Origin of the sequence: Streptomyces sp. NBC_00490 (assembly GCF_036013645.1) — a bacterium.
GTDB lineage: Bacteria > Actinomycetota > Actinomycetes > Streptomycetales > Streptomycetaceae > Streptomyces > Streptomyces canus_F.
The window spans coordinates 6,222,809-6,248,576 of the sequence record NZ_CP107869.1; the positions used below are offsets into that span (position 1 = coordinate 6,222,809).

At 73.1% G+C, this 25,768-nt stretch carries 18 protein-coding genes; 12 read left to right on the top strand and 6 right to left on the bottom strand.

What is annotated here, in order from left to right; genetic code table 11:
• Nucleotides 1-165 precede the first annotated feature (165 nt).
• Nucleotides 166-582 carry a cobalamin B12-binding domain-containing protein gene (locus OG381_RS28455; RefSeq protein WP_046261573.1) on the top strand — a complete coding sequence of 139 codons (417 nt, stop codon included), beginning with the start codon at nt 166-168 and terminating at the stop codon, nt 580-582.
• Nucleotides 583-629: 47 nt separating this feature from the next.
• On the opposite strand, the gene OG381_RS28460 is transcribed toward OG381_RS28455, so the two are convergent.
• On the bottom strand, nt 630-2,252 hold the full coding sequence (locus OG381_RS28460; RefSeq protein WP_327718906.1) for a DUF5691 domain-containing protein: 1,623 nt from the start codon (nt 2,250-2,252) through the stop codon (nt 630-632).
• A gap of 381 nt (nt 2,253-2,633) precedes the next feature.
• Complete coding sequence (locus OG381_RS28465; protein ID WP_327718907.1) at nt 2,634-3,983, bottom strand: SWIM zinc finger family protein; 1,350 nt, start codon at nt 3,981-3,983, stop codon at nt 2,634-2,636.
• A gap of 146 nt (nt 3,984-4,129) precedes the next feature.
• On the opposite strand from OG381_RS28465, the gene OG381_RS28470 reads away from it, so the two are divergent.
• The 7 genes from OG381_RS28470 (at nt 4,130) to sucD (ending at nt 15,672) form a co-directional block, all read left to right on the top strand.
• The gene (locus tag OG381_RS28470) at nt 4,130-5,269 is read left to right on the top strand and encodes an ATP-binding protein (protein WP_327718908.1); all 1,140 of its coding nucleotides are present in this window, start codon (nt 4,130-4,132) and stop codon (nt 5,267-5,269) included.
• 303 nt (nt 5,270-5,572) lie between these two features.
• Nucleotides 5,573-8,056: a DUF5682 family protein gene (locus tag OG381_RS28475; protein WP_327722574.1), complete on the top strand. Its 2,484-nt coding sequence runs from the start codon at nt 5,573-5,575 to the stop codon at nt 8,054-8,056.
• 487 nt (nt 8,057-8,543) lie between these two features.
• On the top strand, nt 8,544-9,710 hold the full coding sequence (locus OG381_RS28480) for a VWA domain-containing protein (protein WP_327718909.1): 1,167 nt from the start codon (nt 8,544-8,546) through the stop codon (nt 9,708-9,710).
• A gap of 259 nt (nt 9,711-9,969) precedes the next feature.
• Nucleotides 9,970-10,947 (top strand): hypothetical protein, encoded by a 978-nt coding sequence (locus tag OG381_RS28485; protein WP_327718912.1) that lies wholly within the window; start codon nt 9,970-9,972, stop codon nt 10,945-10,947.
• 258 nt (nt 10,948-11,205) lie between these two features.
• Nucleotides 11,206-13,119, top strand: a complete 1,914-nt coding sequence (locus tag OG381_RS28490) for a hypothetical protein (RefSeq protein WP_327718913.1) — start codon at nt 11,206-11,208, stop codon at nt 13,117-13,119.
• A 471-nt stretch (nt 13,120-13,590) separates the two neighbouring features.
• A complete protein-coding gene (sucC, locus tag OG381_RS28495; RefSeq protein ID WP_067438131.1) occupies nt 13,591-14,769 on the top strand; it encodes an ADP-forming succinate--CoA ligase subunit beta in 1,179 nt (392 codons plus the stop codon).
• Between the two features lie 18 nt (nt 14,770-14,787).
• The gene (sucD, locus tag OG381_RS28500; RefSeq protein WP_067438133.1) at nt 14,788-15,672 is read left to right on the top strand and encodes a succinate--CoA ligase subunit alpha; all 885 of its coding nucleotides are present in this window, start codon (nt 14,788-14,790) and stop codon (nt 15,670-15,672) included.
• 162 nt (nt 15,673-15,834) lie between these two features.
• Here sucD and OG381_RS28505 read toward each other — a convergent pair whose 3' ends face one another.
• Nucleotides 15,835-16,890, bottom strand: a complete 1,056-nt coding sequence (locus tag OG381_RS28505) for a sigma factor-like helix-turn-helix DNA-binding protein (RefSeq protein ID WP_327718916.1) — start codon at nt 16,888-16,890, stop codon at nt 15,835-15,837.
• Nucleotides 16,891-16,986: 96 nt separating this feature from the next.
• On the opposite strand from OG381_RS28505, the gene OG381_RS28510 reads away from it, so the two are divergent.
• On the top strand, nt 16,987-18,936 hold the full coding sequence (locus OG381_RS28510; protein WP_327718917.1) for a cell division protein PerM: 1,950 nt from the start codon (nt 16,987-16,989) through the stop codon (nt 18,934-18,936).
• Nucleotides 18,937-18,967: 31 nt separating this feature from the next.
• Here OG381_RS28510 and OG381_RS28515 read toward each other — a convergent pair whose 3' ends face one another.
• Nucleotides 18,968-19,729 carry a hypothetical protein gene (locus tag OG381_RS28515; RefSeq protein ID WP_327718918.1) on the bottom strand — a complete coding sequence of 254 codons (762 nt, stop codon included), beginning with the start codon at nt 19,727-19,729 and terminating at the stop codon, nt 18,968-18,970.
• 283 nt (nt 19,730-20,012) lie between these two features.
• Between OG381_RS28515 and purN the strand changes: the two genes are divergently transcribed.
• The 3 genes from purN (at nt 20,013) to OG381_RS28530 (ending at nt 23,026) form a co-directional block, all read left to right on the top strand.
• The gene (purN, locus tag OG381_RS28520; protein ID WP_327718919.1) at nt 20,013-20,642 is read left to right on the top strand and encodes a phosphoribosylglycinamide formyltransferase; all 630 of its coding nucleotides are present in this window, start codon (nt 20,013-20,015) and stop codon (nt 20,640-20,642) included.
• Entirely contained in the window at nt 20,639-22,204 is a 1,566-nt protein-coding gene (gene purH / locus OG381_RS28525; RefSeq protein ID WP_307026895.1) for a bifunctional phosphoribosylaminoimidazolecarboxamide formyltransferase/IMP cyclohydrolase, read from the top strand. Before purN ends, purH begins: the two co-directional genes overlap by 4 nt.
• 78 nt (nt 22,205-22,282) lie before the next feature.
• Nucleotides 22,283-23,026 carry an AAA family ATPase gene (locus OG381_RS28530; RefSeq protein WP_327718921.1) on the top strand — a complete coding sequence of 248 codons (744 nt, stop codon included), beginning with the start codon at nt 22,283-22,285 and terminating at the stop codon, nt 23,024-23,026.
• Nucleotides 23,027-23,066: 40 nt separating this feature from the next.
• On the opposite strand, the gene OG381_RS28535 is transcribed toward OG381_RS28530, so the two are convergent.
• Together OG381_RS28535 and OG381_RS28540 are read right to left on the bottom strand one after the other, a co-directional pair.
• Nucleotides 23,067-24,845 carry a protein kinase domain-containing protein gene (locus OG381_RS28535; RefSeq protein WP_327718922.1) on the bottom strand — a complete coding sequence of 593 codons (1,779 nt, stop codon included), beginning with the start codon at nt 24,843-24,845 and terminating at the stop codon, nt 23,067-23,069.
• A gap of 350 nt (nt 24,846-25,195) precedes the next feature.
• Nucleotides 25,196-25,687, bottom strand: a complete 492-nt coding sequence (locus OG381_RS28540) for a hypothetical protein (protein WP_327718923.1) — start codon at nt 25,685-25,687, stop codon at nt 25,196-25,198.
• Nucleotides 25,688-25,768 lie beyond the last annotated feature (81 nt).

Genomic DNA, 25,768 nt, shown 5'->3' on the forward strand with positions numbered 1-25,768 from the left:
ACCGCGAAACTGCCGGTTACGGGATGGTGGGGATAACGTTCGTTCACTTCCTCGCACAAGGTGGTGTGAGGACGTCCGTGTCGTACCGGCGCCGTCGCGGTGGCATACATGGCATGTTCGGTACTTGTCGGTACGGATGGATGCAGTCGCTTCATGGAGGCAGTGATGGGTGTGGCAGCCGGTCCGATCCGCGTCGTGGTGGCCAAGCCGGGGCTCGACGGACACGATCGCGGGGCCAAGGTGATCGCGCGGGCGCTGCGCGACGCCGGTATGGAGGTCATCTACACCGGGCTCCACCAGACGCCCGAGCAGATCGTCGACACCGCGATCCAGGAGGACGCCGACGCGATCGGCCTCTCCATTCTCTCCGGCGCCCACAACACGCTGTTCGCCGCCGTCATCGACCTGCTCAAGGAGCGGGACGCGGCGGACATCCTCGTCTTCGGCGGCGGGATCATTCCCGAGGCGGACATCGCCCCGCTGAAGGAGAAGGGGGTCGCCGAGATCTTCACCCCGGGGGCGACCACCCAGGCGATCGTGGACTGGGTCCGGGCCAACGTGCAGCAGCCGGCAGGGGCTTAGGCCGCTCCGGGACGGCGGGCCGGCGTGACCGACGCCGGCCGGCTCCGTCAGGCCGCCCCCAACTCCCGCGCCATCGCCGCCCGCAGCCGCAACGTCGTCACCAGCCGCTGGAACGCCTCCGCCCAGTACCCGCCGGCCCCGGGGCTCGCGTCCTCCGACTCGTCCGGCACCGCCAGCAGCCCGTCGAGCCGCCCCGCCTCGGACGGATCGAGACACCGCTCCGCCAGCCCCATCACTCCACTGAAACTCCATGGGTAACTCCCCGCGTCCCGCGCGATGTTGAGCGCGTCCACCACAGCCCGACCGAGCGGCTCCGCCCACGGCACCGCACACCCCCCGAGCAGCTGAAACGCCTCCGACAGCCCGTGCGCCGCGATGAACCCGGCCACCCAGTCGGCCCGCTCGGCGGAGCCCAGCGTGCCGAGCAGCTTGGCGCGCTCGGCCAGGGACACCGCCCCGGGACCCCCGGCCTCGGGCGCCCCGGGCGCTCCCAGCAGCGCACGCGCCCAGGCCGCGTCCCGCTGCCGTACGGCCGCGCGACACCACGCCGCGTGCAACTCGGACCGCCAGTCGTCCGTCACCGGCAGCGCCACGATCTCCTGCGGCGAACGCCCACCGAGCCGTGCCGCCCACGTCCCCAGCGGCGCCGCTTCCACCAACTGGCCGAACCACCACGACCGTTCACCCCGTCCCGCCGGAGCCTTGAGCACTACACCGTCCCGCTCCATGCTCGCGTCGCACTCGAACGGCGCCTCCACGGTGATCGTCGGCCTCTCCTGGGTACGGTCCAGGGCCACGCACGCCGTCGCCCTGACCGCCATCCGCGCGGCGAGCGCCGAGCCCGGCAGCGCGGAGAGCAACTCGGCGGCGGTCGCCCGGACGTTACGGCTCCGGTCGGCAAGCGCCTGCTCCAGGAACGGCTCGTCGTCGGCACCGAGACCCGTCCGCAGCGAGTCCAGGAACATCAGACGGTCCTCGGCCCGCTCCGTCGCCCACGTCGTCGCCAGCAGCTCGCGCGCGGCGGCGGGCTCGCGGGCCCGTATCGCGGCGAGCAGCGCGACCCGCTCCGCGAACAGGCCCTCCTGCCACAGCTGCCGGACCTGGTCCGTGTCCCGCGGGTGCGGCAGCGCCGGGTCCCCGCCCGGTGCCGCGCGCAGGGCGAACCGCCAGTCCGGGTTCAGCCGGGCCAGCCACACGGCACGCGGCCCCGCGAACGCCAGCGCCGCCGGTCGCAGGTCCGTACGTCCCCGGGCCGCGTCCAGCAGCGCCGGCAGCACCTCGGGGGGTGCCGCGAAGCCGCGGGCGTTCGCCGTCGCCAGCCACTGCGGCAGCAGTTCCATCAGGTCCGGCGCCGTGCCGCGACGGCCACCGCCGCCCGTGCCCGGACGGTCGGCCAGCAGCATCGAGAGCCTGCGGGCCGCGGCGGCGGGCAGGGCGGGGCGGGCATCGTCGGGTGCCGGTTCCGGCCGCGCCGCCGCCGGGGCGGGCCGCAGCCCGGCCCGCCGCCGTACGGTCTGCGTCGCCGCCGCGTCCAGCAGGGCGACCGGTGCCGCCTTGCCGGGCGCCGCGCCCGGCGGGGTGCGTCGGTCCGTCCCGAGCAGGGCGGTGGTGACGAGTTCCTCCCAGACGTCCTGCGCGGGTGAATCCACAGGTGTGGACGTGCTGTTCATGCGGGTCCTTTCCGTGGGACGCCGTGGCGTGTGGGGGAGGTGGGGCGGTGGGTGCGCGTGGTGGTGCGGGAGTGGGATCGGGAGGGGACGCGGGTCCCGGTGACGGTGCCGGTGTGGGCCGTGCGATGGCAGCGGGTGACGTGGGTGTTGTCGTCCGAGTCCGTTTGTGCCGCGCGGCCGGTGCGCGTGGCGTGGACGTTGGTGTCCGTATGTCCTCCGAGGTCGGTGCGGATGGAATCGGCGTCGGCGTGCGCGGGTGTCGCAGTGCCGGTGCCGTTGGTGCTGTGGTGCCGGTGCTCGCGTATATCTGTGGCCTCGCGTCGGCACGGACGCGAGGGACGTAGGCGGCTGTGCGGCAGGACGGCCCGTGCTTCGGCCGGCTCAGTACAGCGCCACTCCTTCGCCCGCCCCCTCGGGCCAGGCCGTCAGCGGGGTGAAGCCGCGGTGGCCGCACTCGCCGAAGACCTTCACCGGGGCGCCGCCCGAGAGGGCGACCAGGCGCCACAGGCCCGGGCGGGAGTGGGCGGTAGGGGTGAGCGGCAGGGCCGTGTCCCCGTCGGCGTCCGCCAGTTGCCACGTGTCGCCGTCCGGGGTCGGGACGACCCGGTCCAGCGTCACCGGGACCGAGTCCAGCCACGGGTCCTCGCGCAGCGCCTCGCCGTAACGGGCCGCCGCCTGGGCCGTGGTCGTCCCCGGCGGGCGTATCTCCGCCGGCGCCGGTGGCGCGAACTGTTCGCCCAGAGCCGCCCGCACCTGCCCGGCACCCGGGTACGCGGACACCTCCGCCTCCAGGACCAGGCCCACCGGCAGGGCCAGTTCGGGGGCGCGGCCGGCGGCGCCGAAGGAGAGGAGCAGGGCCATGCGCCCGGACTCCGCGCCGTGCAGCCAGATCCGGCGCGTCGTCAGCCGGGCGTCCGCCGTGTCGTACTGGGCGAGCACCAGCCAGCGGTCCCGCACCGCGGGTCCGTCCGCCGAGGCGGGCAGCCCGATACGGGAACGGACCGTCGCCGCCAGATCCTCGGGCAGCCGCTCGCGCCGCAGCCAGCCCTGGTCCAGGAGGTGGAGGAGCGCGCACTCCTCCAGCAGCCGCACCGGCCAGCCCGGACCGGACGACGGAATCGCCCCCAACTCCCGTACCCGGGCCGCGAGTCCGGGTGCCTGGGCGTCGACCATGCGGGCCGCGGTCTCCTCCCACATGCCGTACCCCGCCTGCTCCGCGCCGGCGAGCCCGCCGCGCAGCAGATCCGCGAGACGCTGCTCCAGCTCCGTCGCCCCCGCGGTGACCAGCGTGGCCCGGCGCTCCGCCCTGCGCCTGGCCGCCTCCGGATCACCCCCGCCGTCGGCGGACGCCGTCGCGTCCTTCTTCTCCTCCGCCCGCTTCCTTCTCCCCTCCAGCCACTGCTCCGCCCAGTCCGGCGCCGGACCTCGCGGCACCGCGCCGTCCTCGCCCGCCCAGAGCAGCAGCAGCCCGAGGGCGTGTTTGCACGGGAACTTGCGGCTCGGACAACTGCACTTGTACGCGGGCCCGGACACGTCCGCGATGTCGACGACCGTCTGATACGGCTTGCTGCCACTGCCCTTGCACTGCCCCCACACCGTCCCCTCGTCGGAACTCCCCGCCTCGGACCACGGCCCCGCCGCCCCGAGTTTGCTTCCCGCTTTGCGTGATGCGGCGTCAGGCGCCAGTGCCAGCACCTGGTCCGCGCTCCAGCGCACCCCCTGCTGAGTCATGTCATCGAAGGTAGATCCCCCCACTGACAATCGGTCCGGCGAGCGCCCTCGCCAGCAGGTTTCCGCAGGTCAGATCGCGTTGTCAGTGGCGTGGTGCAACGTGGGTGCCAGATCCGAACCGGCCGAGCTGGAGGGGGCTCTCAGCCATGTCTGTGTCCGTGGACGCGATGTCTGTCGAAGCATCCGCATCACCCGAGAACGAGCCGACGCAGGAGTTGCGTCCGCACGCCGAGGACGCCTTCGCCGCCGAACTCACCGCGCTGGCGGCCCAGGACGACCGCCCGCGCCCGGCCCGCTGGAAGTTGTCCCCGTGGGCGGTGGCGACGTACCTGCTCGGCGGCACGCTTCCCGACGGCACCGTCATCACACCGAAGTACGTGGGGCCGCGCCGTCTCGTCGAGGTCGCCGTCACCACACTCGCCACTGACCGCGCCCTGCTGCTGCTCGGTGTGCCCGGCACCGCGAAGACCTGGGTGTCCGAGCACCTGGCCGCGGCGGTCAGCGGCGACTCGACCCTGCTGGTGCAGGGCACCGCCGGCACACCGGAGGAGGCGATCCGGTACGGCTGGAACTACGCGCAGCTGCTCGCCAACGGCCCCAGCCGTGACGCGCTGGTGCCCAGCCCGGTGATGCGGGCCATGGCGCAGGGGATGACGGCACGGGTGGAGGAGCTGACACGCATCCCCGCCGACGTGCAGGACACGCTCATCACGATCCTCTCCGAGAAGACCCTGCCGATACCGGAGTTGGGGCAGGAGGTGCAGGCCGTCCGCGGCTTCAACCTCATCGCCACGGCCAACGATCGCGACCGCGGGGTCAACGACCTCTCCAGCGCCCTGCGCCGCCGTTTCAACACGGTCGTGCTGCCGCTGCCGGACAGTGTCGAGGCCGAGGTCGACATCGTCTCGCGGCGCGTCGACCAGATCGGCCGCTCCCTCGACCTGCCGGCCGTGCCCGAGGGGGTCGAGGAGATCCGCCGGGTGGTGACCGTCTTCCGCGAACTGCGCGACGGGATCACGTCGGACGGCCGTACGAAGGTCAAGTCGCCCAGCGGCACGCTGTCGACGGCGGAGGCGATCTCCGTCGTCACCAACGGGCTTGCCCTCGCCGCCCACTTCGGCGACGGCGTCCTTCGGGCCGGCGACGTCGCCGCGGGCATCCTCGGCGCCGTGGTCCGTGATCCGGCGGCCGACCGTGTCATCTGGCAGGAGTACCTGGAGGCGGTCGTCCGGGAACGCGACGACTGGAAGGACTTCTACCGCGCCTGCCGGGAGGTGAGCGCGTGAACCGGGACGACCTGGGGTGGGGCCGCCCCGGCGGAGGCCAGGGCCCGGGCGGCTCGGGGGGATCGGGAGGCGCGGGCGGGAGCCGGGGGCGCGTGGCTCGGTGTTCGTGAAGTGCGGGGCGTCGGGGGTGTGGTGCGACGGTCAGGGCCTGGTGGTCGGTGATCGGTGGTCGCTGGTTCTGGAGGGGAGGGGGACGGTGTGACAGGAAGTGAGAGGGACGGGAGTGGGGCGGCCGTGAGCGACGGGAGCGAGCCGACAGCGGGCGGTGGGAGCGGGGCGGTCGCGGTTGATGGGGGAGGGACGATCGGCGGCAGGGAGCCGCTGCTGCTCGGCGTGCGGCATCACGGGCCCGGTTCCGCGCGGGCCGTGCGGGCGGCGCTGGAGGCGGCCCGGCCGCGGGTCGTCCTGATCGAGGGGCCGCCCGAGGCCGACGCCCTGATTCCGCTGGCCGCCGAGGAGGACATGCGGCCACCGGTCGCTCTCCTCGCCCACGCCGTCGACGAGCCGGGCCGCTCGGCGTTCTGGCCGCTCGCCGAGTTCTCCCCGGAGTGGGTGGCGATCCGCTGGGCCCTGGAGCACGACGTCCCGGCGAGGTTCATCGACCTGCCGGCGACGCACTCGTTGGCGTGGGAGGAGGGGCGGTTCGACGAGGCAGTGGGGGAGACACCCGACTCTCCCGACTCCGGAACGGCTCCCGGCTCCCGTGCGGAAGCGGGTGTCGGTGCCCCCGATCCGGAGGCCACCCGCACCGGCCTCCGGATCGACCCCCTCGCCGTGCTGGCTGAAACCGCCGGTTACGACGACCCCGAGCGGTGGTGGGAGGACGTCGTCGAGCACCGGGGGACCGGTGCCGGAGATGTGTTCGCGCCGTTCGTCGTGGTCGAGGAGGCCATGGGGGCGCTGCGGGAGGTGTACGGGAGCGGGGGGCATGAGCGGGATCTCGTGCGGGAGGCGTATATGCGGCTCCAAATACGGGCGGCTCAGCGGGAGTTCGGGGGCGGGGTGGCCGTGGTGTGCGGGGCGTGGCATGTGCCCGCGCTGCGGGAGAGGACGGCCGTCGCCGCCGACCGGGCACTGCTCAAGGGGCTGCCCAAGGTCAAGGCGGACATGACGTGGGTGCCGTGGACGTATCGGCGGCTGGCCCGGGTCAGCGGATACGGGGCCGGTATCGACTCGCCGGGTTGGTACGGGCATCTGTTCGGCGCGGCGGACCGTCCGGTGGAGCGGTGGATGACCAAGGTGGCGGGACTGCTGCGGGAGGAGGACCGGATCGTCTCGTCGGCCCATGTCATCGAGGCGGTGCGGCTCGCGCAGACTCTCGCGGCGATGCGAGGCCGTCCGCTGGCGGGGCTGAGCGAGACGACCGACGCGGTGCGGGCGGTGATGTGCGAGGGCTCGGACTTGCCGCTGTCGCTGGTGCACGACCGGCTCGTCGTGGGGGACGTGCTGGGGGAGGTGCCGCGGGGGGCGCCCGCGGTGCCGTTGCAGCGGGATCTCGACCGGACGCAGCGTCGGCTGCGGCTCAAGCCGGAGGCGCTGGAGCGGGAGCTGGAGCTCGACCTGCGCAAGGAGACCGACGCGGGACGCAGCAGGCTGCTGCACCGGCTGCGGCTGCTGGGCATCGGGTGGGGTGAGCCGGTGGCGTCGCGGGGGAGTACGGGGACGTTCCGGGAGACGTGGCGGCTGCGGTGGGAGCCCGAACTGTCCGTGCGGGTCGCGGAGGCCGGCGTGTGGGGGACCACCGTGCTCGCCGCGGCGACCGCCAAGGCGCAGGCGGACGCCGTCACCGCGCAGAGCCTCGCCGATGTCACCGCACTCGCCGAGCGTTGCCTTCTGGCCGAACTGCCCGAAGCGCTCCCGGTGGTGATGCGGGTTCTCGCCGACCGCGCCGCGCTCGACGCCGACGTCGGTCATCTCGCCCAGGCCCTGCCCGCCCTGGTCCGCTCCCTGCGCTACGGCGACGTGCGCGGCACGGACACCCACGCCCTCACGGAGGTCGCCGCGGGTCTCGCCGAACGGGTCTTCGTCGGTCTTCCCCCGGCGTGCGCCGCGCTCGACGCGGACGCGGCCGAGGAGATGCGGGGGCATGTGGACTCGGTGCACGGGGCGGTGGGGTTGCTGGCGGACGTGCTGGCGGCGGATGAAACAGCCGACGGCGACAGCGAGCCCGCACACGCCGCCGGGCCGCCCGTCGAGAACCCCCTGCGCGGCACCCCCGGCTCACCCCACCGTGACCTCCGCCTCCGCTGGCGATCCGTGCTCCGGGTGCTGTCGGGCCGGGACACCGTGCCCGGGGTCGTCCGGGGACGGGCGGTGCGGTTGCTGCTGGACGACGGGGAGTTGGGGCAGGACGAGGCGGCACGGCTCATGGGGCTCGTGCTGTCGCCGGGGACGCCGCCCGCGGACGCGGCCGCGTGGATCGAGGGGTTCGTCGGCGGTGGTGCCGGGGGCGGGCTGCTGCTCGTGCACGACGAGCGGTTGCTCGGGCTGGTCGACGCCTGGCTGACCGGGGTGCCGGCGGAGGCGTTCACGGATGTGCTGCCGTTGCTGCGGCGGACCTTCTCGGCGTACGAGCCGGGGGTGCGGCGGACGCTCGGCGAGCTGGTCCGGCGGGGGCCGGGGGAGCGGGGGAGTGCGGCGGGCGGCGGCGCCGGCATACCCGGTTTCGGGGCCGATCTCGACACCGCGCGTGCGGATGCGGTGCTGCCGGTGGTGCGACTGCTGCTGGGACTGGACGGCGACCCCGTGGGCGCCGACGACAACGACCTTGTGGGGGTGGGGCGATGACGACCGACGGACCGGGCGAGCCGAGGAGGCCCGCGGAGGCGGCGGCCGTCCTCAGCGACGGGCAAGCGGCCCTGGCGACAGATGCCTCGACGGCGACCGTGAGCGTGATGCCGCTCTGGGCACGGCCCGGCACGACGGTGCCCGCGCCGGGCCGGCCTGCGGCTGCGGTGCCGGTGACGGAGAGGGCTGTGGCTGGGCGACCGCCGACTGAGCCGCTTCCAACAGCGCCTCCTTCGGCGGCACGGTCCGCGGCAGGAAAGCCGACGGCGGCGGTTCCTGCCACGGCGCGACCCGCGACCGGGCGACTCGCCGCGACGCCTTGCCCGGCAGCGCGACCCGTGACCGGGCGCGTCGGCACGGCCCCTGCTCCGGCGGCGCAGCCCGCAGCGGCCTCTCCTTCGGCGACGCGGCCCGCGACGGGGCTGCCTTCCGCGACGCGGTCGGCGGCGACGCGTTCGCTGGCCAAGTCTCTCGTGGGGGTGTCCGGATGACGGTCGACGTGGTGGACCCGGCGCAGGAGCGGCTGCGGCGTTGGCGGCTGGTGCTCGGGGGTGATGCCGCCGACGGGACCGGGCGTGCGCTCGGGGGGCGGGACGCGGCGATGGACGGGGCGCTCGCCGCGCTGTACGGGAAGGGGGACAGGCAGGGGCAGTCGGGGCGGGAGCGTGCCGCGGGGCTGGGGGCCTCGGCGCCCTCCGTGGCGCGGTGGCTCGGGGACATCCGGACGTACTTCCCGTCCTCCGTCGTGCAGGTGATGCAGCGTGACGCGATCGAGCGGCTCGGTCTCGCCAGCCTGCTGCTCGAGCCGGAGATGCTGGAGGCGGTGGAGGCCGATGTGCATCTCGTCGGCACGTTGCTCTCGCTCAACAAGGCGATGCCGGAGACGACGAAGGAGACGGCACGGGCCGTGGTCCGCAAGGTCGTCGAGGATCTGGAGAAGAGGCTCGCCACACGCACCCGGGCCACTCTCACCGGCGCCCTCGACCGCAGCGCCCGTATCAGCCGGCCCCGCCACCACGACATCGACTGGAACCGCACGATCGCGGCCAACCTCAAGCACTACCTGCCCGAGTACCGGACGATCGTGCCGGAGCGGCTCATCGGGTACGGGCGGGCGTCGCAGTCGGTGAAGAAGGAGGTCATCCTCTGTATCGACCAGTCGGGGTCGATGGCGGCGTCGGTCGTCTACGCGTCCGTGTTCGGGGCGGTCCTCGCCTCCATGCGGTCCATCAACACCCGGCTCGTCGTCTTCGACACCGCGGTGGTCGACCTCACCGACCAGCTCGACGATCCGGTCGACGTCCTGTTCGGCACCCAGCTCGGCGGCGGTACGGACATCAACCGGGCACTCGCGTACTGCCAGTCGCAGATCACCCGGCCCGCCGACACGGTGGTCGTGCTGATCAGCGACCTGTACGAGGGCGGCATACGGAACGAGATGCTGAAGCGGGTGGCGGCGATGAAGGCGTCGGGGGTGCAGTTCGTGACGCTGCTCGCGCTGTCCGACGAAGGGGCTCCCGCATACGACAGGGAGCACGCGGCCGCGCTCGCCGCGTTGGGCGCACCGGCCTTCGCCTGTACCCCCGACCTGTTCCCGGAGGTGATGGCGGCGGCGATCGAGAAGCGGCCCATCCCCATCCCGGACACGGCATGAGAGGAACAACGGTGAATCGGTGGTGATTTGTCGACCCAGCGACACCCGAATTGAGATAGCAAAACGGACATGAGGCGCATCGGTAACGGGGGGCTTGCGTAACCTCCGCACTCCCGTGCGAGTATCGGTGCCTTGTTCAGCGGTGCGTCGCGCACCGCTCGTCCGTACCGCTCATCCACACCGCTCGTCCGTACCGCGTCGCACCGACTTCGTCGCTCGTCACGCGTGATTCGTTCCGCCGCACGGGAGGACCACCCTCTTGACCTGGCCGGCCGCACTGTCCGGTGCCGCTCTGCGCAGTCTGCGCACGGCGGCCGGGCGGCGTGCGCTGCAAGTGGCGCTGCTGGCGGGCGGATTGTTCGCACTCGGGTTCCTCTGCGGAGGACAGGCGAGCGCGGCGGAGGGCATACCGACGACGACGGTGACATCCGGGACCGCTCCGGCGGACCCGGCGGACGGCGTCCGGTCGTTGACGAGCGGCGCGGTGGAGCGGTTGGCGAAGCCGCCGGCCGAACCCGAGGTCCCTCACACGGCACCCCGGACGGACACCCTCCCGACGTCGGTCGACCCGGCATCGGTCGACGACAAGGTTTTCCGACCGGTGACCGAGCAGGTCGTCGGTGTCGTGGACGGTGTCGTGGACGGCAAGGTCCTCCAGCCGGTCGGCGATCTGGTGAACACGGTGACCGAGCAACTGGGTCAGGCGCAGGCGCAGATGCCGCCGCTGCCGAGCCTGCCTTCTCCGCCCGTGACCGAGCCGCCCGGCCTGCCCACGTTTCCGGAGCTGCCGACCCTGCCGGGCCTGCCCGCGCTCCCGGGTCAGACGCTCCCGGGACAGGCACCGCCGGCGACGACGCCCCAGCCGGCGTCCCCGGTGACCGACTCGCCCCAGGGTGACGTCGTCGGACGGCGCTCCGGCAAGGCAGCGGCCACGGCCGCCTTCTACGGTCCGCTGTCCGTGGCCGGTTCGCCTACGACGGGTGCGGCGGCGAAGACCGGCGGGCAGCGTGTCGTCCAGGGCGCCCATGCCTCCGTGGCGCAGACGCCCGGCGATGACCAGAGCGGTGCGCTGGGCAACCGGCCGACGGCGGACAGCGGTTCGTCGCGGCACGGGGACGCGCACGCCGTGTCCCTGAACCACCGGACTGCGGTGCGGCTCGTGGCCGGAGCCGCTGTGCGTGCCGACGCGTTCGAGACCCGGGACCGGCACCGGGACATTCCGGTTTCTCCGGCATAGGGCAGGACCCGCCGTCCGGACCCCTTTGGGGCCACCGGACAGAAACCGCCGAAGCCGAAGCCGAATCCGACCCCGCAGGACCCCGCCCCCGGGGCATCGCGGCCGGAACCGGCACCGGAAGTGTCCCCAGCCATCCGAAGCACCGGAGCTCCGCCACGGACCTCCTCCTGAAAGGCCGCCCGAGGCGTTCAGGAGCCCGTCCGTCCCAGGCCTCCGGGGAGCTTCGGACCTCCCAGGATCTAAGGATCTGACGCACGTATGAACAAGAACATCCGCCGCTCCATCGTCATAGCCGCCGGCGTCACCGGCGCGTGGGCGCTCGGCTCCTCCGTGGCCAGCGCTGATGAACTGCCCGCTTCCTCGCTGTCCATGTCCGACACGACGACCGATGTCACTGACGCCCTGACCGACACGGTCGACGGCGCCGTCACCGAGGTGCGGGACACCGTCTCCGGCGTGACCTCGACAGCCGAGAACACCGCGGCGACGGCCACGCCCAAGGCGACCGACACGGTCTCCGAGACGGCAGGCACCGCCACCCACCAGGCCCGCCGCTCCGTGGACGCGAAGGTCACCGTCCCGCAGACCACCGCGACCTCGAACAAGGCCTCGAAGATCAAGGGCGCCGCGGCCATCCAGGGCGCGAAGGCCGCCCGTGCCGCGCAGGCGAAGGCCAAGGACACAGCGGACGAGACCGTCACCACCGTCCGGGCCACCGTCTCCGACGCGACGTCCCCGCAGGACGACGTCGACTACCTCTTCGGCCCCCTCGCCGCCTTCGCCCCGGAGCTCGAGCAGGCCCTCGCCGGCGCCCAGACCAAGCTCCAGGGTGTCCAGTCGGCGGCCCGTACCCACGCGCAGGGCGTCGACGGCGTCGTACGGACCAAGGCGCGGCAGACCGTCGCGGGCGCGGGCCGCACCGCCACCGGCGTGACCGGCGCCGCGCAGGCCACGGTCACCGGGGCCGAGGGCCGTGCCGGCGACGCGCTCACCGTCGCCCGGGGCGAGGCCGGAACCGTCACGACGGCCGCCGGGGCGAGCGTCTCCTCCGTCCCGAGCCACATCACGGGCACCGTGGCCGCCGTTCCCGGCACCGTCGCCCCGATCGTCGACGAGACGGTCGCGGTGGCCGTGCCCCCGCTGGCCACCGCCGCCGTGGACGGTGTCGTCCCGGTCGCCGGCCGGACGGTCGCCGGTGTCGTCCCGACCGCCGAGCACGCCGTCGCCGGGGCCGTCCCGGTCGCCACCGGCACGGTGGAAGGCGTGAGTCCGGTCGCCCACGGCGTGGTCGACGGCGTCACCCCGGTCGTCGGCCACACGGTCGGCGAGGTCACCCCGGTCGTCGGCGGCACGGTCGCCGGTGTCGGGTACACCGCCCACCACACCGTCGGCGCCGCGACCGCGCTCGCCCACGGTGTCGTGGCCGACGTCCAGCCGGTCGCCGCCGGTGCCGTCCAGGGCGTGGGGCAGACCGCCGGGACCGCCGTCCACGGCGTCCGGCCCGTCGCGACCGCCACGGTCGGCGACGTCGACCACCTCGCCGGTGCGGCCGTCCACGGCGTCGCCCCCGTCGCCACCGGCGCGGTCGCCGACCTCCACCCAGTCGTGGACGGCGTCGCCACCGACGTACCCGCCTACGCCACCGGCCTCGTCGGTCAGGTCGCCGCCGACGCCACAGCTGCCGTGCTGCCGCCGGTCGCGCATGCCGCCGTGCACGGCGTGGTCCCGGTCGCGGGGCAGGCCGTCGCGGACGCGGACGGGCTGGCGTACGGCGTGGTCGGCGACGTCCGGCCCGTCGTGGGCGGCGTCGCGCCGCTCGCGTACGGCGTGGCCGGGCACACCGCCGATCTGTCGTACGGCGTGACGGCGGAGGTCCACTCCTTCGCGCAGGGCGTCGCGCAGCCCGTCGTCGGTCTGGTCCAGCCCGTCGTGCAGGGCGTCACGGGCGGCGCCGGGAACCTCGCGTACGGCGTCACGGGTGACGTCGCCCCCTTCGCGTACGGCGTCGTCGGGGACGTGGCGCCCGTCGTCGGCGATGTGGCACCTGTCGTCGGTCACACGGTCGACGGGGTGACCCCGCTCGCCGGGAACGCCGTCGCCGGTGTCCAGGGCGTCGCCGAGTCGCTCACGCCGGGATACGCGCAGCAGTACGGCGGCGCGTACAACGCCTGACCGTCCCCCACCTCCGCCGCCCTCGAAGCGGCGGACCGACCGACTCCGTGAGGACACAGGACCCGGACGGCCGAAAGCCGTCGGTCCGTCCGGCCGACACCTCACGGACGGGGCGGAGCGGTCCCCATTGGGGTGGGGATCGACTGCCCCGTGCCCCCTCAAGGGGCTGCTCAAGGGGCCTCACCGGGTCAACCCCAGCCCGGTGAGGCCCTTCCCCATGACCCCCTCGGCCCCTCACATCTGGCACAGCGTGCCAGTGAGGGCGGCATCATGTGACAGGTATCACCGCTCAGGTGTGACCCTCGATTTAGGGGCCCCCTGCAAGCAGCGATAACCTGCGAGACGGACATGCCGCGCGCTCGGACACCGTGTGCGCCTCCCTTGTGACAGACACGGTCGGACGTCACGTTGCCCTCGCGGCACGCCCACGCAGACAACGAACCGCGAGATCACTGATAGGGACGGAAGCGCGTGGACCTGTTCGAGTACCAGGCGAGGGACCTCTTCGCCAAGCACGATGTACCGGTGCTGGCCGGTGAAGTCATCGACACGCCTGAGGCGGCCCGCGCAGCCACCGAGCGCCTCGGTGGCAAGTCCGTCGTCAAGGCTCAGGTGAAGGTCGGTGGCCGCGGCAAGGCCGGCGGCGTGAAGCTGGCGGCGACCGCCGACGAGGCGGTCGAGCACGCGACCAACATCCTCGGCATGGACATCAAGGGCCACACGGTCCACAAGGTGATGATCGCCGAGACGGCCCCGGAGATCCTGGAGGAGTACTACGTCTCCTTCCTCCTGGACCGCGCCAACCGCACCTTCCTCTCCATCGCGTCCGTCGAGGGCGGCATGGAGATCGAGGAGGTGGCGGAGACTCGCCCCGAGGCCGTCGCCAAGACGCCGATCGACGCCAACGTGGGTGTGACCCCCGAGGTCGCCCGCCAGATCGTCGAGGCCGCGAACTTCCCGGCCGAGGTCGCCGACAAGGTCGAGAACGTCCTTGTCACCCTGTGGAAGACCTTCATCGAGGAGGACGCCCTCCTCGTCGAGGTCAACCCGCTGGCCAAGGTTGCCTCCGGTGACGTCATCGCCCTGGACGGCAAGGTCTCCCTCGACGAGAACGCCGAGTTCCGTCAGCCGGGACACGAGGCCCTCCAGGACAAGGACGCGGCCAACCCGCTCGAGGCCGCCGCCAAGGAGAAGAACCTCAACTACGTCAAGCTCGACGGCGAGGTCGGCATCATCGGCAACGGCGCGGGTCTCGTCATGAGCACCCTGGACGTCGTCGCGTACGCCGGTGAGAACCACGGCGGCGTGAAGCCGGCCAACTTCCTCGACATCGGCGGTGGCGCCTCCGCCGCCGTCATGGCGAACGGCCTGGAGATCATCCTCGGCGACCCGGACGTCAAGTCCGTGTTCGTCAACGTCTTCGGTGGCATCACCGCCTGTGACGAGGTCGCCAACGGCATCGTCCAGGCGCTGCAGCTGCTCGCCGACAAGGGCGAGGAAGTCACCAAGCCGCTGGTCGTCCGTCTGGACGGCAACAACGCCGAGCTGGGTCGCAAGATCCTCTCCGACGCCAACCACCCGCTGGTCCAGCGCGTGGACACCATGGACGGCGCGGCCGACAAGGCCGCCGAGCTCGCGGCTGCGAAGTAAGGACGAGGGAAAACAGCCATGGCTATCTTCCTCAACAAGGACAGCAAGGTCATCGTCCAGGGCATGACCGGTGCCACGGGCATGAAGCACACCAAGCTCATGCTGGCCGACGGCACGAACATCGTCGGTGGCGTGAACCCGCGCAAGGCGGGCACGTCCGTCGACATCGACGGCAACGAGATCCCGGTCTTCGGCACGGTCGCCGAGGCGATCGAGAAGACGGGCGCCAACGTGTCCGTCCTCTTCGTACCGCCGGCCTTCGCCAAGGCCGCCGTGGTCGAGGCGATCGACGCCGAGATCCCGCTCGCGGTCGTCATCACCGAGGGCATCGCGGTCCACGACTCGGCCGCGTTCTACGCGTACGCCGTGTCGCAGGGCAACAAGACCCGGATCATCGGCCCGAACTGCCCCGGTCTCATCACCCCGGGCCAGTCGAACGCCGGCATCATCCCGGGCGACATCACCAAGCCGGGCCGCATCGGCCTGGTCTCGAAGTCCGGCACGCTGACGTACCAGATGATGTACGAGCTGCGTGACATCGGCTTCTCGTCCGCCGTCGGCATCGGTGGCGACCCGGTCATCGGCACCACGCACATCGACGCGCTCGCCGCGTTCGAGGCCGACCCCGACACCGACCTGATCGTCATGATCGGTGAGATCGGTGGCGACGCCGAGGAGCGTGCGGCCGCGTTCATCGCGGAGAACGTGAAGAAGCCGGTCGTCGGCTACGTCGCGGGCTTCACCGCGCCCGAGGGCAAGACCATGGGCCACGCCGGCGCCATCGTCTCCGGCTCCTCCGGCACGGCCGCCGCGAAGAAGGAGGCCCTCGAGGCCGCCGGCGTCAAGGTCGGCAAGACGCCGACCGAGACGGCGAAGCTGGCGCGGGAGATCCTCGCCGGCTGAGCGTCTGCCTGGCTGAACGTCCGATGGGCTCGCTCCGAAGGTTGGGGCGGGCCCGTCGACGCGTTACGGGGTGCCGGGTCGGGTGGTGCGGCGGGCGCGGGTGCGTCGTGGCTGTTCGCGCAGTTCCCCGCGCCCCTAAAAGCACCTCCGCCGGCCCGCCGGCTAACGACTCAGCGGCAGTACCCTCTCCGGTCCGCTCGTCATCCCGCCCCGCAGCTTCTCCCGCAGCTCCGCCTCCGCCTCCGACAACGCGCCCTGCGCGACCCGTGGCGGCACGCCCTGGATCTCCGCGCCCGGCGCGATCGGCGGCTCGTAGTGGGTCGGGGCCGTCCGTACGGTCATTGCCGTCGTCCCGATCAGTGCCACCGTGAACGCAATGGCCGCCCGCGTCCAGAACCGCGCCCTGCGCTCACTCCCCGTCCGCACCGTCGGCGGCTTCGCGGCCCGCAGGCGTTCCGTGGAGGCGAGTTCGGCAAGCCGCCGGTGCAGCTCGGTGGGGTCGGCCAGCGCGGGCAACCTCGTGGCGACCGCCTCGCGCGCGTGCAGCAGGCGGTTCGCCGCCGCCGGCGTGCTCGCCTCCGTCTCCGCCGCGGTCTCGGGCAGGTCGAGGCCCACCCCGTCGTACAACAGCAACGTGCGGCGGTAGGGCGGGGGGAGCTTGAGGAGTACGTCCATGAGGGCGCGGTCCGACGCGTCGGCGGGCGGTGGCTCCGGGTGCCGGAATCGCGGGCGGAAGCGGTGCCAGGGGGAGAGGGCGTACTCGTACGCCGTGGCGCGTACCCAGCCCGCGGGGTCGCGGTCGACGGCCACCTCGGGCCAGCGCTGCCAGGCGAGTTGGAAGGCCCGCTCGACCGATTCGCGGGCGAGTTCGCGGCGCCCGGTGAGCAGATAGGACTGCCGTACGAGGGCCGGGGCGCAGAACGCGTACAGCGCGTCGAAGGCCTGAGCGGGGGTCAGGGGGACGGCTGCTTCCTCGGCTTCGGGAGCCGGCTCCTCTTGAGGGGCCGTCACCTCGACCTCCGCCAAGGAGTCCAGCAGCTTCGCGTACGCCTCCCGCTTCCGGCCCCGCGGGTTCGTACGGCCGGACTCCCACGCGCGGACCGTCTCGCGGGTGGCGCCCACCCGTTCGGCGACCTGAGCCTGCGTCAAGGACCCGGCCTCGCGCAGGCGTCGGCGTTCCTCGGGCTCGGGGAGCGGGGTCGCAGGGCTCCGGGTCACAGGGCGCCCCTTCGTACGAAAAAGTACATAGTCGTATATTGAGCGACACTTCGGAGGTTCGCCTGTTACGACGAGAAAGCGCGTGTCGTTGGGAGCATGGCGGGCGTGATCCAGATGACCGTTCGCCGAGCACCCAAGTCGTCCCCGCTCACCCGGTTGCGGGACCGATCGCCCGGACTGGCCGCGAGCCTTCTGGCCGGCCTGCTCGCGGCGGGGCTCGGGCTCGGTTCGCTCGCCGTGCTGGTGATGGTGCTGTGGATCAGTTCGCCGTATCCGGACAGCGGGCCGGGCGGTGCGCTGCATGTCACGGCGGCGCTGTGGCTGCTGGCGCACGGGGCGGAACTGGTGCGTACCGACACGCTGTCCGGGGTCCCGGCACCGGTGGGGGTGACGCCGCTGCTGCTGGTCGTGCTGCCGGTGTGGCTGGTGCACCGCGCGGCGCGGGACGCGGTGGACGACTCCACGGAGGCTTCGGGATGGACGGCGTTCGCGGGGGTGGTCCTCGGCTATCTCGCCGTCGGGACGTGCGTCGCGCTGTACGCGGCGGGCGGTGAGCTGCGGCCTGCGTGGGTGTGGACGGCGGTGTGCGTGCCGGTGGTCGTGACGCTGGCGGCGGGTGCGGGGGTCTGGACGGCGTACGGCCGCCCGCGCGAACCGGTGGACGCCGCGCTGCTGTCGCTTCCCGCGGGGCTACGGCGTCTGCTCCTCGGCCCCGACGCCCGCCGCCGTCTCGGCACGGCGGCGCGGGCCGCGGGCGCGGGGGTGACGGTCCTGGTGGGCGGTGGTGCGTTGCTCCTGGGAACGTCCTTGGTGTGGCACGGCGACGCGACGCGGCTCTCCTTCCTCCAGCTGACGGAGGGCTGGTCGGGCCGGTTCGCGGTGCTGCTGCTGTGCGTGGCGCTGGTGCCGAACGCGGCGGTCTGGTCGGCGTCGTACGCGCTGGGGCCGGGCTTCGTCCTGGGGACGGGGCATGTGGTGGGGCCCCTGTCCTCCGCCCCCGCCCCTCTCCTGCCACCGTTCCCGCTGCTGGCGGCGGTGCCGGGGACGGGGACGTGGGTGAACTGGGCGGCCGCGGGGGTGCCGGTGGTCGCCGGGGTGACGGTGGGGTGGTTCGTGGGGCGGGCGGGGAGCCGGAGAGCGGATGAGGGGAGCGGGGTGTTCCCCACAGGGCGGGGCGCCGCTGGAGCGAGGGCCGGGGCGTCTGTCGTGGCGCCGGGCAAGGGTGTCGGCGCACAGACGAGGGGCGCTGGGCAGACGGGCGAGCGGTCGGGGCAGCGGCCCGCCGCACCCTGGTCACGCGGCCGGACCGCCGGTACCGCCGGGCTCGCGGCCCTGCTGTGCGCGGCGGCCGTCGCGACGCTCGCCGCACTCGCGGGCGGACCGCTCGGGGTCGCCGCGCTCGCCTGGTTCGGTCCGGTGTGGTGGCTGACGGGAGCGGCGGCGCTGGCATGGGCCTCGGTGATGGCGATCCCCACGGCTCTGGGGCTGCGGGCATGGCGGTGCCGGGAGCGGCGGGTGCGGAAGCCGAAGAGCGGGAAGGCGCAGGCGCGCGGGACGGGCACGGGCGTACCCGAGCCGGGGCACGGCGCGGTGCGTCCGGAGGCGGCGGCGCGCTCATCGGAGATCGGTGGGGGGCCCGAATCCGGGGCCGGTGCGCCCCAGGCGTCCGGCGCCCGCGCGCGCGGCTGGTTCCGGCGGAAGAGGGACGCCGGTCAGGTAGTCCCGAAGGTCTCGGCGGCGGACGCGACCCTGGAGCCCCCTGCGGACGACCGGCTCTCCCCGGGTCACGGGACCGGCCCGTCCGCCCCGAAGCCCTCGCCCCGCCGCTGGTTCTCCCGCGGAAAGCCCGCCGGACGACCGACCCCGACCGACGCCACGTCCTACGACACCGGCGACGACGACCCCGCCTTCGAGCCGTACGACTTCCTGCCAGCCGACCCCTACCCGGCGACCCACTCGCCTTGGCACGGCGACGCCTCCCGCGAGAGCCGCTGGGCGGCACTCAAGGAGGCGTCGACACCGCTGGACCCGCCGGAGACCCCGTGATCGCGAGGTGCGCCGGGCGCCGCTCCCCGCGTCAGCCGGGGGCCAGGATGTCCCGGAGCTTCTCCGGTACGAGTTGGCTGCAGGACTGCTTGGCCTCGTTGGTGAGGGCGTCGCTCGTGCAGGTGTAGTAGTCGCTGTAGACCAGGTGCAGGACGAACGTCGCCGTCACCACCGCGATCGCCAGGGACGAGGTGACCAGGCCGCTGATGGCGGCCGTCCGCTGGGGGCGGCCGCCCGCTTCGGACGCCGGGGTGTCCGGGTCGGGGGTGCGCGGCTTGGCGCGCAGCGCGCTGATGCCCCAGTACAGGGCGAGCGCGCCGAGCAGCAGCGCGACGTACGGCCAGCTGAAGAGGGCGAAGAAGAACGCCCACATACCGCTCAGGAGCGAGTAACGCGCACGGCGCTGGCCCGGGTCGGTCGGGTCCCACCGCATGCCCGTGCCGGGACCGGGACCGCCCTGGCCCTCGGGCCCGGGGCCCCCGCCGGGGCGCTCGCCGAAGCCGCCGGAGGAGCGGCCCGGCTGACGGTCGCTCCACTGTCCGCCCCAGGGGGAGCGGGCGCCGTCGTCGTCGGAGGAGGAGTCGTCCGCCGGGCGACGCGGCTCCCACGGCCGGTCCGGGGTGCCCTCCGGCGGCGGGGCGAAGGGGTTGTCCTCCTCCGCCTTCCGGTCCGGCTTGTCGGAGGGCGCGTCGGGCGGAGAGGCGGGGCGCTCCCGCAGCAGCACGCCGCGGTGCTCCCCTCCCTGCACCGACTGCGGGAGGAGCGTGAGCAGTCGCAGGCTGCGGTCCGGCATCAAGTGAGCGTCTTCCCCTAGGTGATACGACGTCTTACGGCGGTGTGGCGTGAGCCTTCACTTCGGAAACGCACCGCACGACGACCACGTTCCCGACTCGGGCCCTCCCAGACGCTACCTTCCGGCCACGCCCCCGTCCCGTGGGGGCCGCCCGGAGTGCCGGTATCGTTGCTGCCGTCCGGCCGCTTCGTAGACTTCCCCGTATCCCGGGGCGCGAAGCATTCGTACGAACGTACATACGGTCGACCGTACGGAAAACGCTCCCCCGAGAAAGGGCCCCACCGTGGCCGCCAAGCCCGTGGCCAAGCGCCTCGTCGTGCTGGTCTCCGGATCCGGCACCAACCTCCAGGCGCTCCTCGACACCATCGGCCAGGCAGGCTCGCAGGCCTACGGCGCCGAGATCGTGGCCGTAGGAGCCGACCGCGACGGCATCGAGGGGCTCGCCCGTGCCGAGCGCGCCGGGATCCCCACCTTCGTGTGCAAGGTCAGGGACCACGGGACCCGCGAGGAGTGGGACGCCGCGCTCGCCGAGGCGACCGCCGCGTACGAGCCCGACCTGGTGGTGTCCGCCGGGTTCATGAAGATCGTGGGCAAGGAGTTCCTCGCGCGCTACGGCGGGCGGTTCGTGAACACCCATCCCGCGCTGCTGCCCAGTTTTCCCGGCGCCCACGGCGTCCGTGACGCGCTCGCGTACGGCGCCCGGGTCACCGGCTGCACCGTCCACTTCGTCGACGACGGCGTCGACACCGGACCGATCATCGCGCAGGGCGTGGTGGAGATCCGGGACGAGGACGACGAGAGCGCTCTGCACGAGCGCATCAAGGAAGTCGAGCGAAGGCTGCTCGTCGATGTCGTGGGGCGGCTAGCCCGCAACGGCTATCGCATTGAGGGACGAAAGGTAGTTATCCAGTGACCGCCGAGAGCAACAAGCGGGCCATCCGACGGGCGCTCGTCAGCGTCTACGACAAGACGGGTCTGGAAGACCTCGCGCGCGGCCTGCACGAGGCGGGCGTGGAGCTCGTCTCCACCGGGTCCACCGCGGGCCGGATCGCCGCCGCCGGCGTCCCCGTCACCAAGGTCGAGGAGCTCACCGGCTTCCCCGAGTGCCTGGACGGCCGCGTCAAGACGCTGCACCCGCGCGTGCACGCCGGCATCCTCGCCGACCTGCGCCTGGAGGACCACCAGCGGCAGCTGGCCGAGCTGGGCGTCGAGCCGTTCGACCTGGTCGTCGTCAACCTCTACCCGTTCCGCGAGACCGTCGCCTCGGGCGCCTCGCCGGACGAGTGCGTGGAGCAGATCGACATCGGCGGTCCGTCGATGGTCCGCGCCGCCGCCAAGAACCACCCCTCGGTGGCCGTGGTCACCAGCCCCGCGCGGTACGCCGACGTCCTGAGCGCCGTCCAGGACGGCGGCTTCGACCTCGCCACCCGCAAGCGGCTCGCGGCCGAGGCGTTCCAGCACACCGCGTCCTACGACGTGGCGGTCGCCTCCTGGTTCGCGTCCTCCTACGCGCCTGTGGACGAGTCGCAGTTCCCCGACTTCCTGGGCGCCACCTGGGAGCGCAACAACACCCTCCGCTACGGCGAGAACCCGCACCAGCCCGCCGCGCTCTACGTCGACGGCAGTGGTGGCGGCCTGGCCGAGGCCGAGCAGCTGCACGGCAAGGAGATGTCGTACAACAACTACACGGACACGGACGCCGCCCGCCGTGCCGCGTACGACCACGACGAGCCCGCCGTCGCGATCATCAAGCACGCCAACCCCTGCGGTATCGCGGTCGGCGCGGACGTCGCCGAGGCGCACCGCAAGGCACACGCGTGTGACCCGCTGTCGGCGTTCGGCGGCGTGATCGCGGTCAACCGGCCGGTGTCCAAGGAGATGGCCGAGCAGGTCGCCGAGATCTTCACCGAGGTCATCGTCGCGCCGGACTACGAGGAGGGGGCCCTGGAGGCCCTCGCCAAGAAGAAGAACATCCGTGTCCTGAAGGCCCCGGCCGCCCCCGCCAACCCGGTCGAGCTCAAGCTCGTCGACGGCGGCGCGCTGCTCCAGGTCACCGACCGTCTCCAGGCGGACGGCGACGACCCGGCGAACTGGACGCTGGCCACGGGCGAGGCGCTGAGCGCGTCCGAGCTCGCCGAGCTGTCCTTCGCCTGGAAGGCCTGCCGCGCGGTGAAGTCCAACGCGATCCTGCTCGCCAAGGACGGCGCCTCGGTCGGCGTCGGCATGGGCCAGGTCAACCGCGTCGACTCCGCGAAGCTGGCCGTGGAGCGGGCGGGCGCCGAGCGCGCGCAGGGCTCCTACGCCGCCTCCGACGCCTTCTTCCCCTTCCCCGACGGTCTGGAGATCCTCGTCGAGGCCGGCGTGAAGGCGGTCGTCCAGCCCGGCGGTTCGGTCCGCGACGAGCTGGTCGTCGAGGCCGCGAAGAAGGCGGGCGTGACGATGTACTTCACGGGGACGCGGCACTTCTTCCACTGAGTCGCGGCTGAGGGCGGCGGCGGGGTCTCGTCCCGTCGCCGCCCTGCCGTTGTCAGTGCCGGGTGAGAGCCTGACGGCATGATCGTGGAACGCGCGTACGCCCATGTCGCCGAGGACGAGCTGGGTCCCGGCGGCGGCCCGGTGTGGCCGTGGTCGGTGCCGTGCGTGCGGCAGTTGCTCGACGACGGACTGCGGTTCACCGCGCCGGTCACCTTCCTGGTCGGGGAGAACGGCTCGGGCAAGTCGACCCTCGTCGAGGCGCTGGCGGAGGCCTTCGGCCTCGACCCCTGGGGCGGGTCGGCGGGCCATCGCTACGCCGGTCCGCGGGAGCCGTCGGTGCTCGGCGGCCGGATGCGGTTCGAAGCGACCGTGGCCGGACGCCGGATGCTGCGGGGCCCCCACACCCGCCGCCGGGGCTTCTTCCTGCGGGCCGAGACCGCGCTCGACGCCCTCGGCCGCGAACGGAACACGGGCCGGCTGTCCGGCACCCCGGAGGAGATGAGCCACGGCGAGGGCTTTCTGATGGCGTTCCGCGAGCGCTTCCTCGACCCCGGCCTGTACGTCCTGGACGAGCCGGAGTCCGCCCTGTCCTTCGCCTCCTGCCTCGAACTGGTGGGCGTGCTCGACGACCTCTCCCGGACGGGCGCCCAGATCATCTGCGCCACCCACTCACCCCTGCTCACCGCACTGCCCGGCGCCGAGATCATCGAGGTCGGCGAGCACGGGATGCGCCCCGTGGAGTGGCACGAACTGGAGCTGGTCGAGCACTGGCGGCGCTATCTCAACGACCCGAAGGCGTATCTGCGCCACATAGTCGGCTAGCCGGCCGCCGGCCCCGGCCGGACGGCGGCCCGGGTGGCCCCTAGCTGGAACTCCGCAGGGCCGCCCACGTCTGGGGACCCACCCTTCCGTCGACCTCCAGCCCCTTCGCGCCCTGGAACTGCTGGACCGCGGCCAGGGTGGCGTTGCCGAACCGGCCGTCCACGCCCGCGTCTCCGATGCCGTAGCCGCGTTTGGTGAGCATGCACTGGACCTGGACGACGCGCTGGCCCTTGTCGCCGTGTTTGGTGAGCTCGGTGCCGGAGTAGTAGGTGCAGTCGGAGATCCAGGCCGGGTCGGTGGGGGCGGTCGCGGTCTCGGTGACGGTGGCGGTCGGGGTGGGGTCGGCGCCGCCCGAGGTGCCGCCGGTACCGCCCTGGGTGGCCGTCGCGGAGGGCGTACCGGCGATGCCGTCACCGGATCCGGAGGAGCCGCCGTCCGGCTCCGTGAGATTCTCGTCCTCCTCCTTCGCCTGCTCCTTCCTCTCCTGCGCTGTGCTAGGGGAAGGGGAGGCGGAGGCGCCGGGCAGGGCCGAGACCCCCTCGGCGTCCGAGGCGGTGCCGGTGCTGGTGCTCGTGGTCGGCGCGTCCGAGGCCGCCTCGTCGTGGGACGGGCGGGTGAGGAAGAACGCGCTCGCGGCCACGGCGACCACGGCGAGGCACGCCACGAGGGCGAGGGCGGGCTTCTTCCGGCTGCGGCGGGCCTCGTTCTCACCGGGGGCGTACTGGCCGGGCGGCGTGGCGGGTCCGAACGCCCCGGGCGGCGTCGCGGGGCCGAGACCGGGCCCGGGGACGGGAGCTGCCGCCGGAGTCACCGGAGTCGCCGGTGCGCGGAGGTGGACGGTCTGCTCGGCCGAGGCCTCTTCCAGTAAGTCGCAGCCTTCCTGGCGGTCGACCAGACGGCCGGCCAGGGGCTCCTGCCAGTCGGGTGCCTCACCCTTCAACGCGGTCGCGGCCGCCGCGATCAGTTGCCGCGGAGTAGGGCGGCCGGCCGGGTCCTTGGCGAGGCAGGCGGTCAGCAGGGTCGCCAACGGGCCGTCCACGGGCCCGAGTTCGGACATCACCTCCGCCTTCGGCTCCTCGAAGGCCACCCGGTGCATGACATCGACCCCGGTCCCGTCGCCGAACGGGGCGTGCCCGGTGGCGGCGTAGATCAGCGTGCCCGCGAGGGAGAAGACGTCGGAGGCACCGTCGCAGCGGCCCTCCCGCAGATACTCGGGGGACATGAACGCGGGCGTGCCGACCCGGCTGCCGGTGCCGGTGATCGCGCTGCTGTCGACGGCCTGCGAGATGCCGAAGTCGATGACGTGCACGCCGCGCGTGGACAGCAGGACGTTGGACGGCTTGAGATCCCGGTGTACGACCCCGGCGTCGGCCAGCGCCGAGAGGGCCTGTCCGAGCTCCGCCACCAGTCGCCACACACCGGTCGGCTCCAGCCTGCCGCCATGGCGCACGGCGTCGGCGAGGTTGATGCCGGGGACGTACTGGGTGGCCATCCAGAGCAGTTCGTGCTCGAACCCGGTGCCGAGCAGCCGCGGCGCGTGCGGGGTGTCGACCCGCCGGTGCACGGTGGCCTCCCGCTCGAACCGCCGCCGGAACTCCGGGTCCTCGGCGTACTCGGGCCGGATCACCTTCACCGCGGCGAGCCCCGCGGTGTCGTCGGCGGGCCGTGCCAGATAGACCCGGCCCATCCCACCGCTGCCGAGCCGCCCGAGCGGCACGTACGGTCCGATCCGGGCGGGGTCGGCGGGCTGCAGTGGATCGGCGCCCGCCTGTATGAGCGCGGCGCGGTACGGCGGCGTGGGGTGCCGCTGGTCCGTCATGTGTCCCCCGAGTGCTGTTCTGCCTCAACGTGCCCAGGCGTCACGCCAGTTGAAGTGAGGCTAGCGTGCCCGGGTCGGGGGGATCGGGCGTATGTGCGAGAAGGCTGCGGCGCGCCAGAGCGGGAGCGCCGCAGCCCGTTCCCGAAGGCTACGTGCAGGTGCGCTTCCCGAGCCGTGGCGGCACGGCGGAAGACGTGCCGTGGCGCCCGGACGTCGAAGGGTGGGCAGGTCGCCCGATTCCATGAGGGCCACCCTCCCCCGGTCCAACGAGGGGGAGGGTGGAGGACGTTCCACGAAGGGTCCGAAGCCTCTCCGTGATACGGCCTGTCAGGCGGAGAGGTCGGGGCGAATCAGCAGGGGCGCAGCGAGTAGATCGGGTCCCAGGTCGCCGTGCCGGCCTGGTACGCCGTCGACGACCAGCGCTCGCTGCCGTCCTTGTTGTAGAACCTGGCGACCGTGCCGGGCGTCTGGTTGTTGGTGAACGGGCCGTCGCCGGTCCAGTTGGAGACGGTCCACGTCTGGCACTTGTAGAAGTCGAACTTGGTGCCCTTGACAACCATGCACAGGTGGCCGTAGCCGCAGGCCAGGTCCTGGGTGCTGAAGACGCCCTTCGGGGCCTTGGTGACGTCGAGGCCGTCGTAGGCGATCTTGTCGGCGGAGGCGGACAGCACCTTCTGTTCCTTGCCGAGCACTTCGTCGGCGGTCTGCTGGAGGCTGGTCACCCGGGTGCCGTCGGGGTGATAGCCGCCGGTCGGTCCGGTCGCGGCGGTGGCCGCGACCGTGGAGCCGGCGAGCAGGGCGGTGGCCGCGACGAGCAGTGCGGCGGGCTTGACGATGTTCATGATGGTTCCCCCATGAATGAACGCGGTCGGTGTTTCCGGGACCACCGTCGCAGGGGGCGTCGCGGGCAGGTACCTCAGAAC

Excerpts from the sequence above, each read along its gene's own strand:
- OG381_RS28455 (WP_046261573.1), top strand. The coding sequence starts at position 166 with ATGGGTGTGGCAGCCGGTCCGATCCGCGTCGTGGTGGCCAAGCCGGGG.
- OG381_RS28460 (WP_327718906.1), bottom strand. The coding sequence starts at position 2,252 with ATGAACAGCACGTCCACACCTGTGGATTCACCCGCGCAGGACGTCTGG.
- OG381_RS28465 (WP_327718907.1), bottom strand. The coding sequence starts at position 3,983 with ATGACTCAGCAGGGGGTGCGCTGGAGCGCGGACCAGGTGCTGGCACTG.
- OG381_RS28470 (WP_327718908.1), top strand. The coding sequence starts at position 4,130 with ATGTCTGTGTCCGTGGACGCGATGTCTGTCGAAGCATCCGCATCACCC.
- OG381_RS28480 (WP_327718909.1), top strand. The coding sequence starts at position 8,544 with ATGACGGTCGACGTGGTGGACCCGGCGCAGGAGCGGCTGCGGCGTTGG.
- OG381_RS28490 (WP_327718913.1), top strand. The coding sequence starts at position 11,206 with ATGAACAAGAACATCCGCCGCTCCATCGTCATAGCCGCCGGCGTCACC.
- sucD (WP_067438133.1), top strand. The coding sequence starts at position 14,788 with ATGGCTATCTTCCTCAACAAGGACAGCAAGGTCATCGTCCAGGGCATG.
- OG381_RS28510 (WP_327718917.1), top strand. The coding sequence starts at position 16,987 with ATGGCGGGCGTGATCCAGATGACCGTTCGCCGAGCACCCAAGTCGTCC.
- OG381_RS28515 (WP_327718918.1), bottom strand. The coding sequence starts at position 19,729 with ATGCCGGACCGCAGCCTGCGACTGCTCACGCTCCTCCCGCAGTCGGTG.
- OG381_RS28530 (WP_327718921.1), top strand. The coding sequence starts at position 22,283 with ATGATCGTGGAACGCGCGTACGCCCATGTCGCCGAGGACGAGCTGGGT.
- OG381_RS28535 (WP_327718922.1), bottom strand. The coding sequence starts at position 24,845 with ATGACGGACCAGCGGCACCCCACGCCGCCGTACCGCGCCGCGCTCATA.
- OG381_RS28540 (WP_327718923.1), bottom strand. The coding sequence starts at position 25,687 with ATGAACATCGTCAAGCCCGCCGCACTGCTCGTCGCGGCCACCGCCCTG.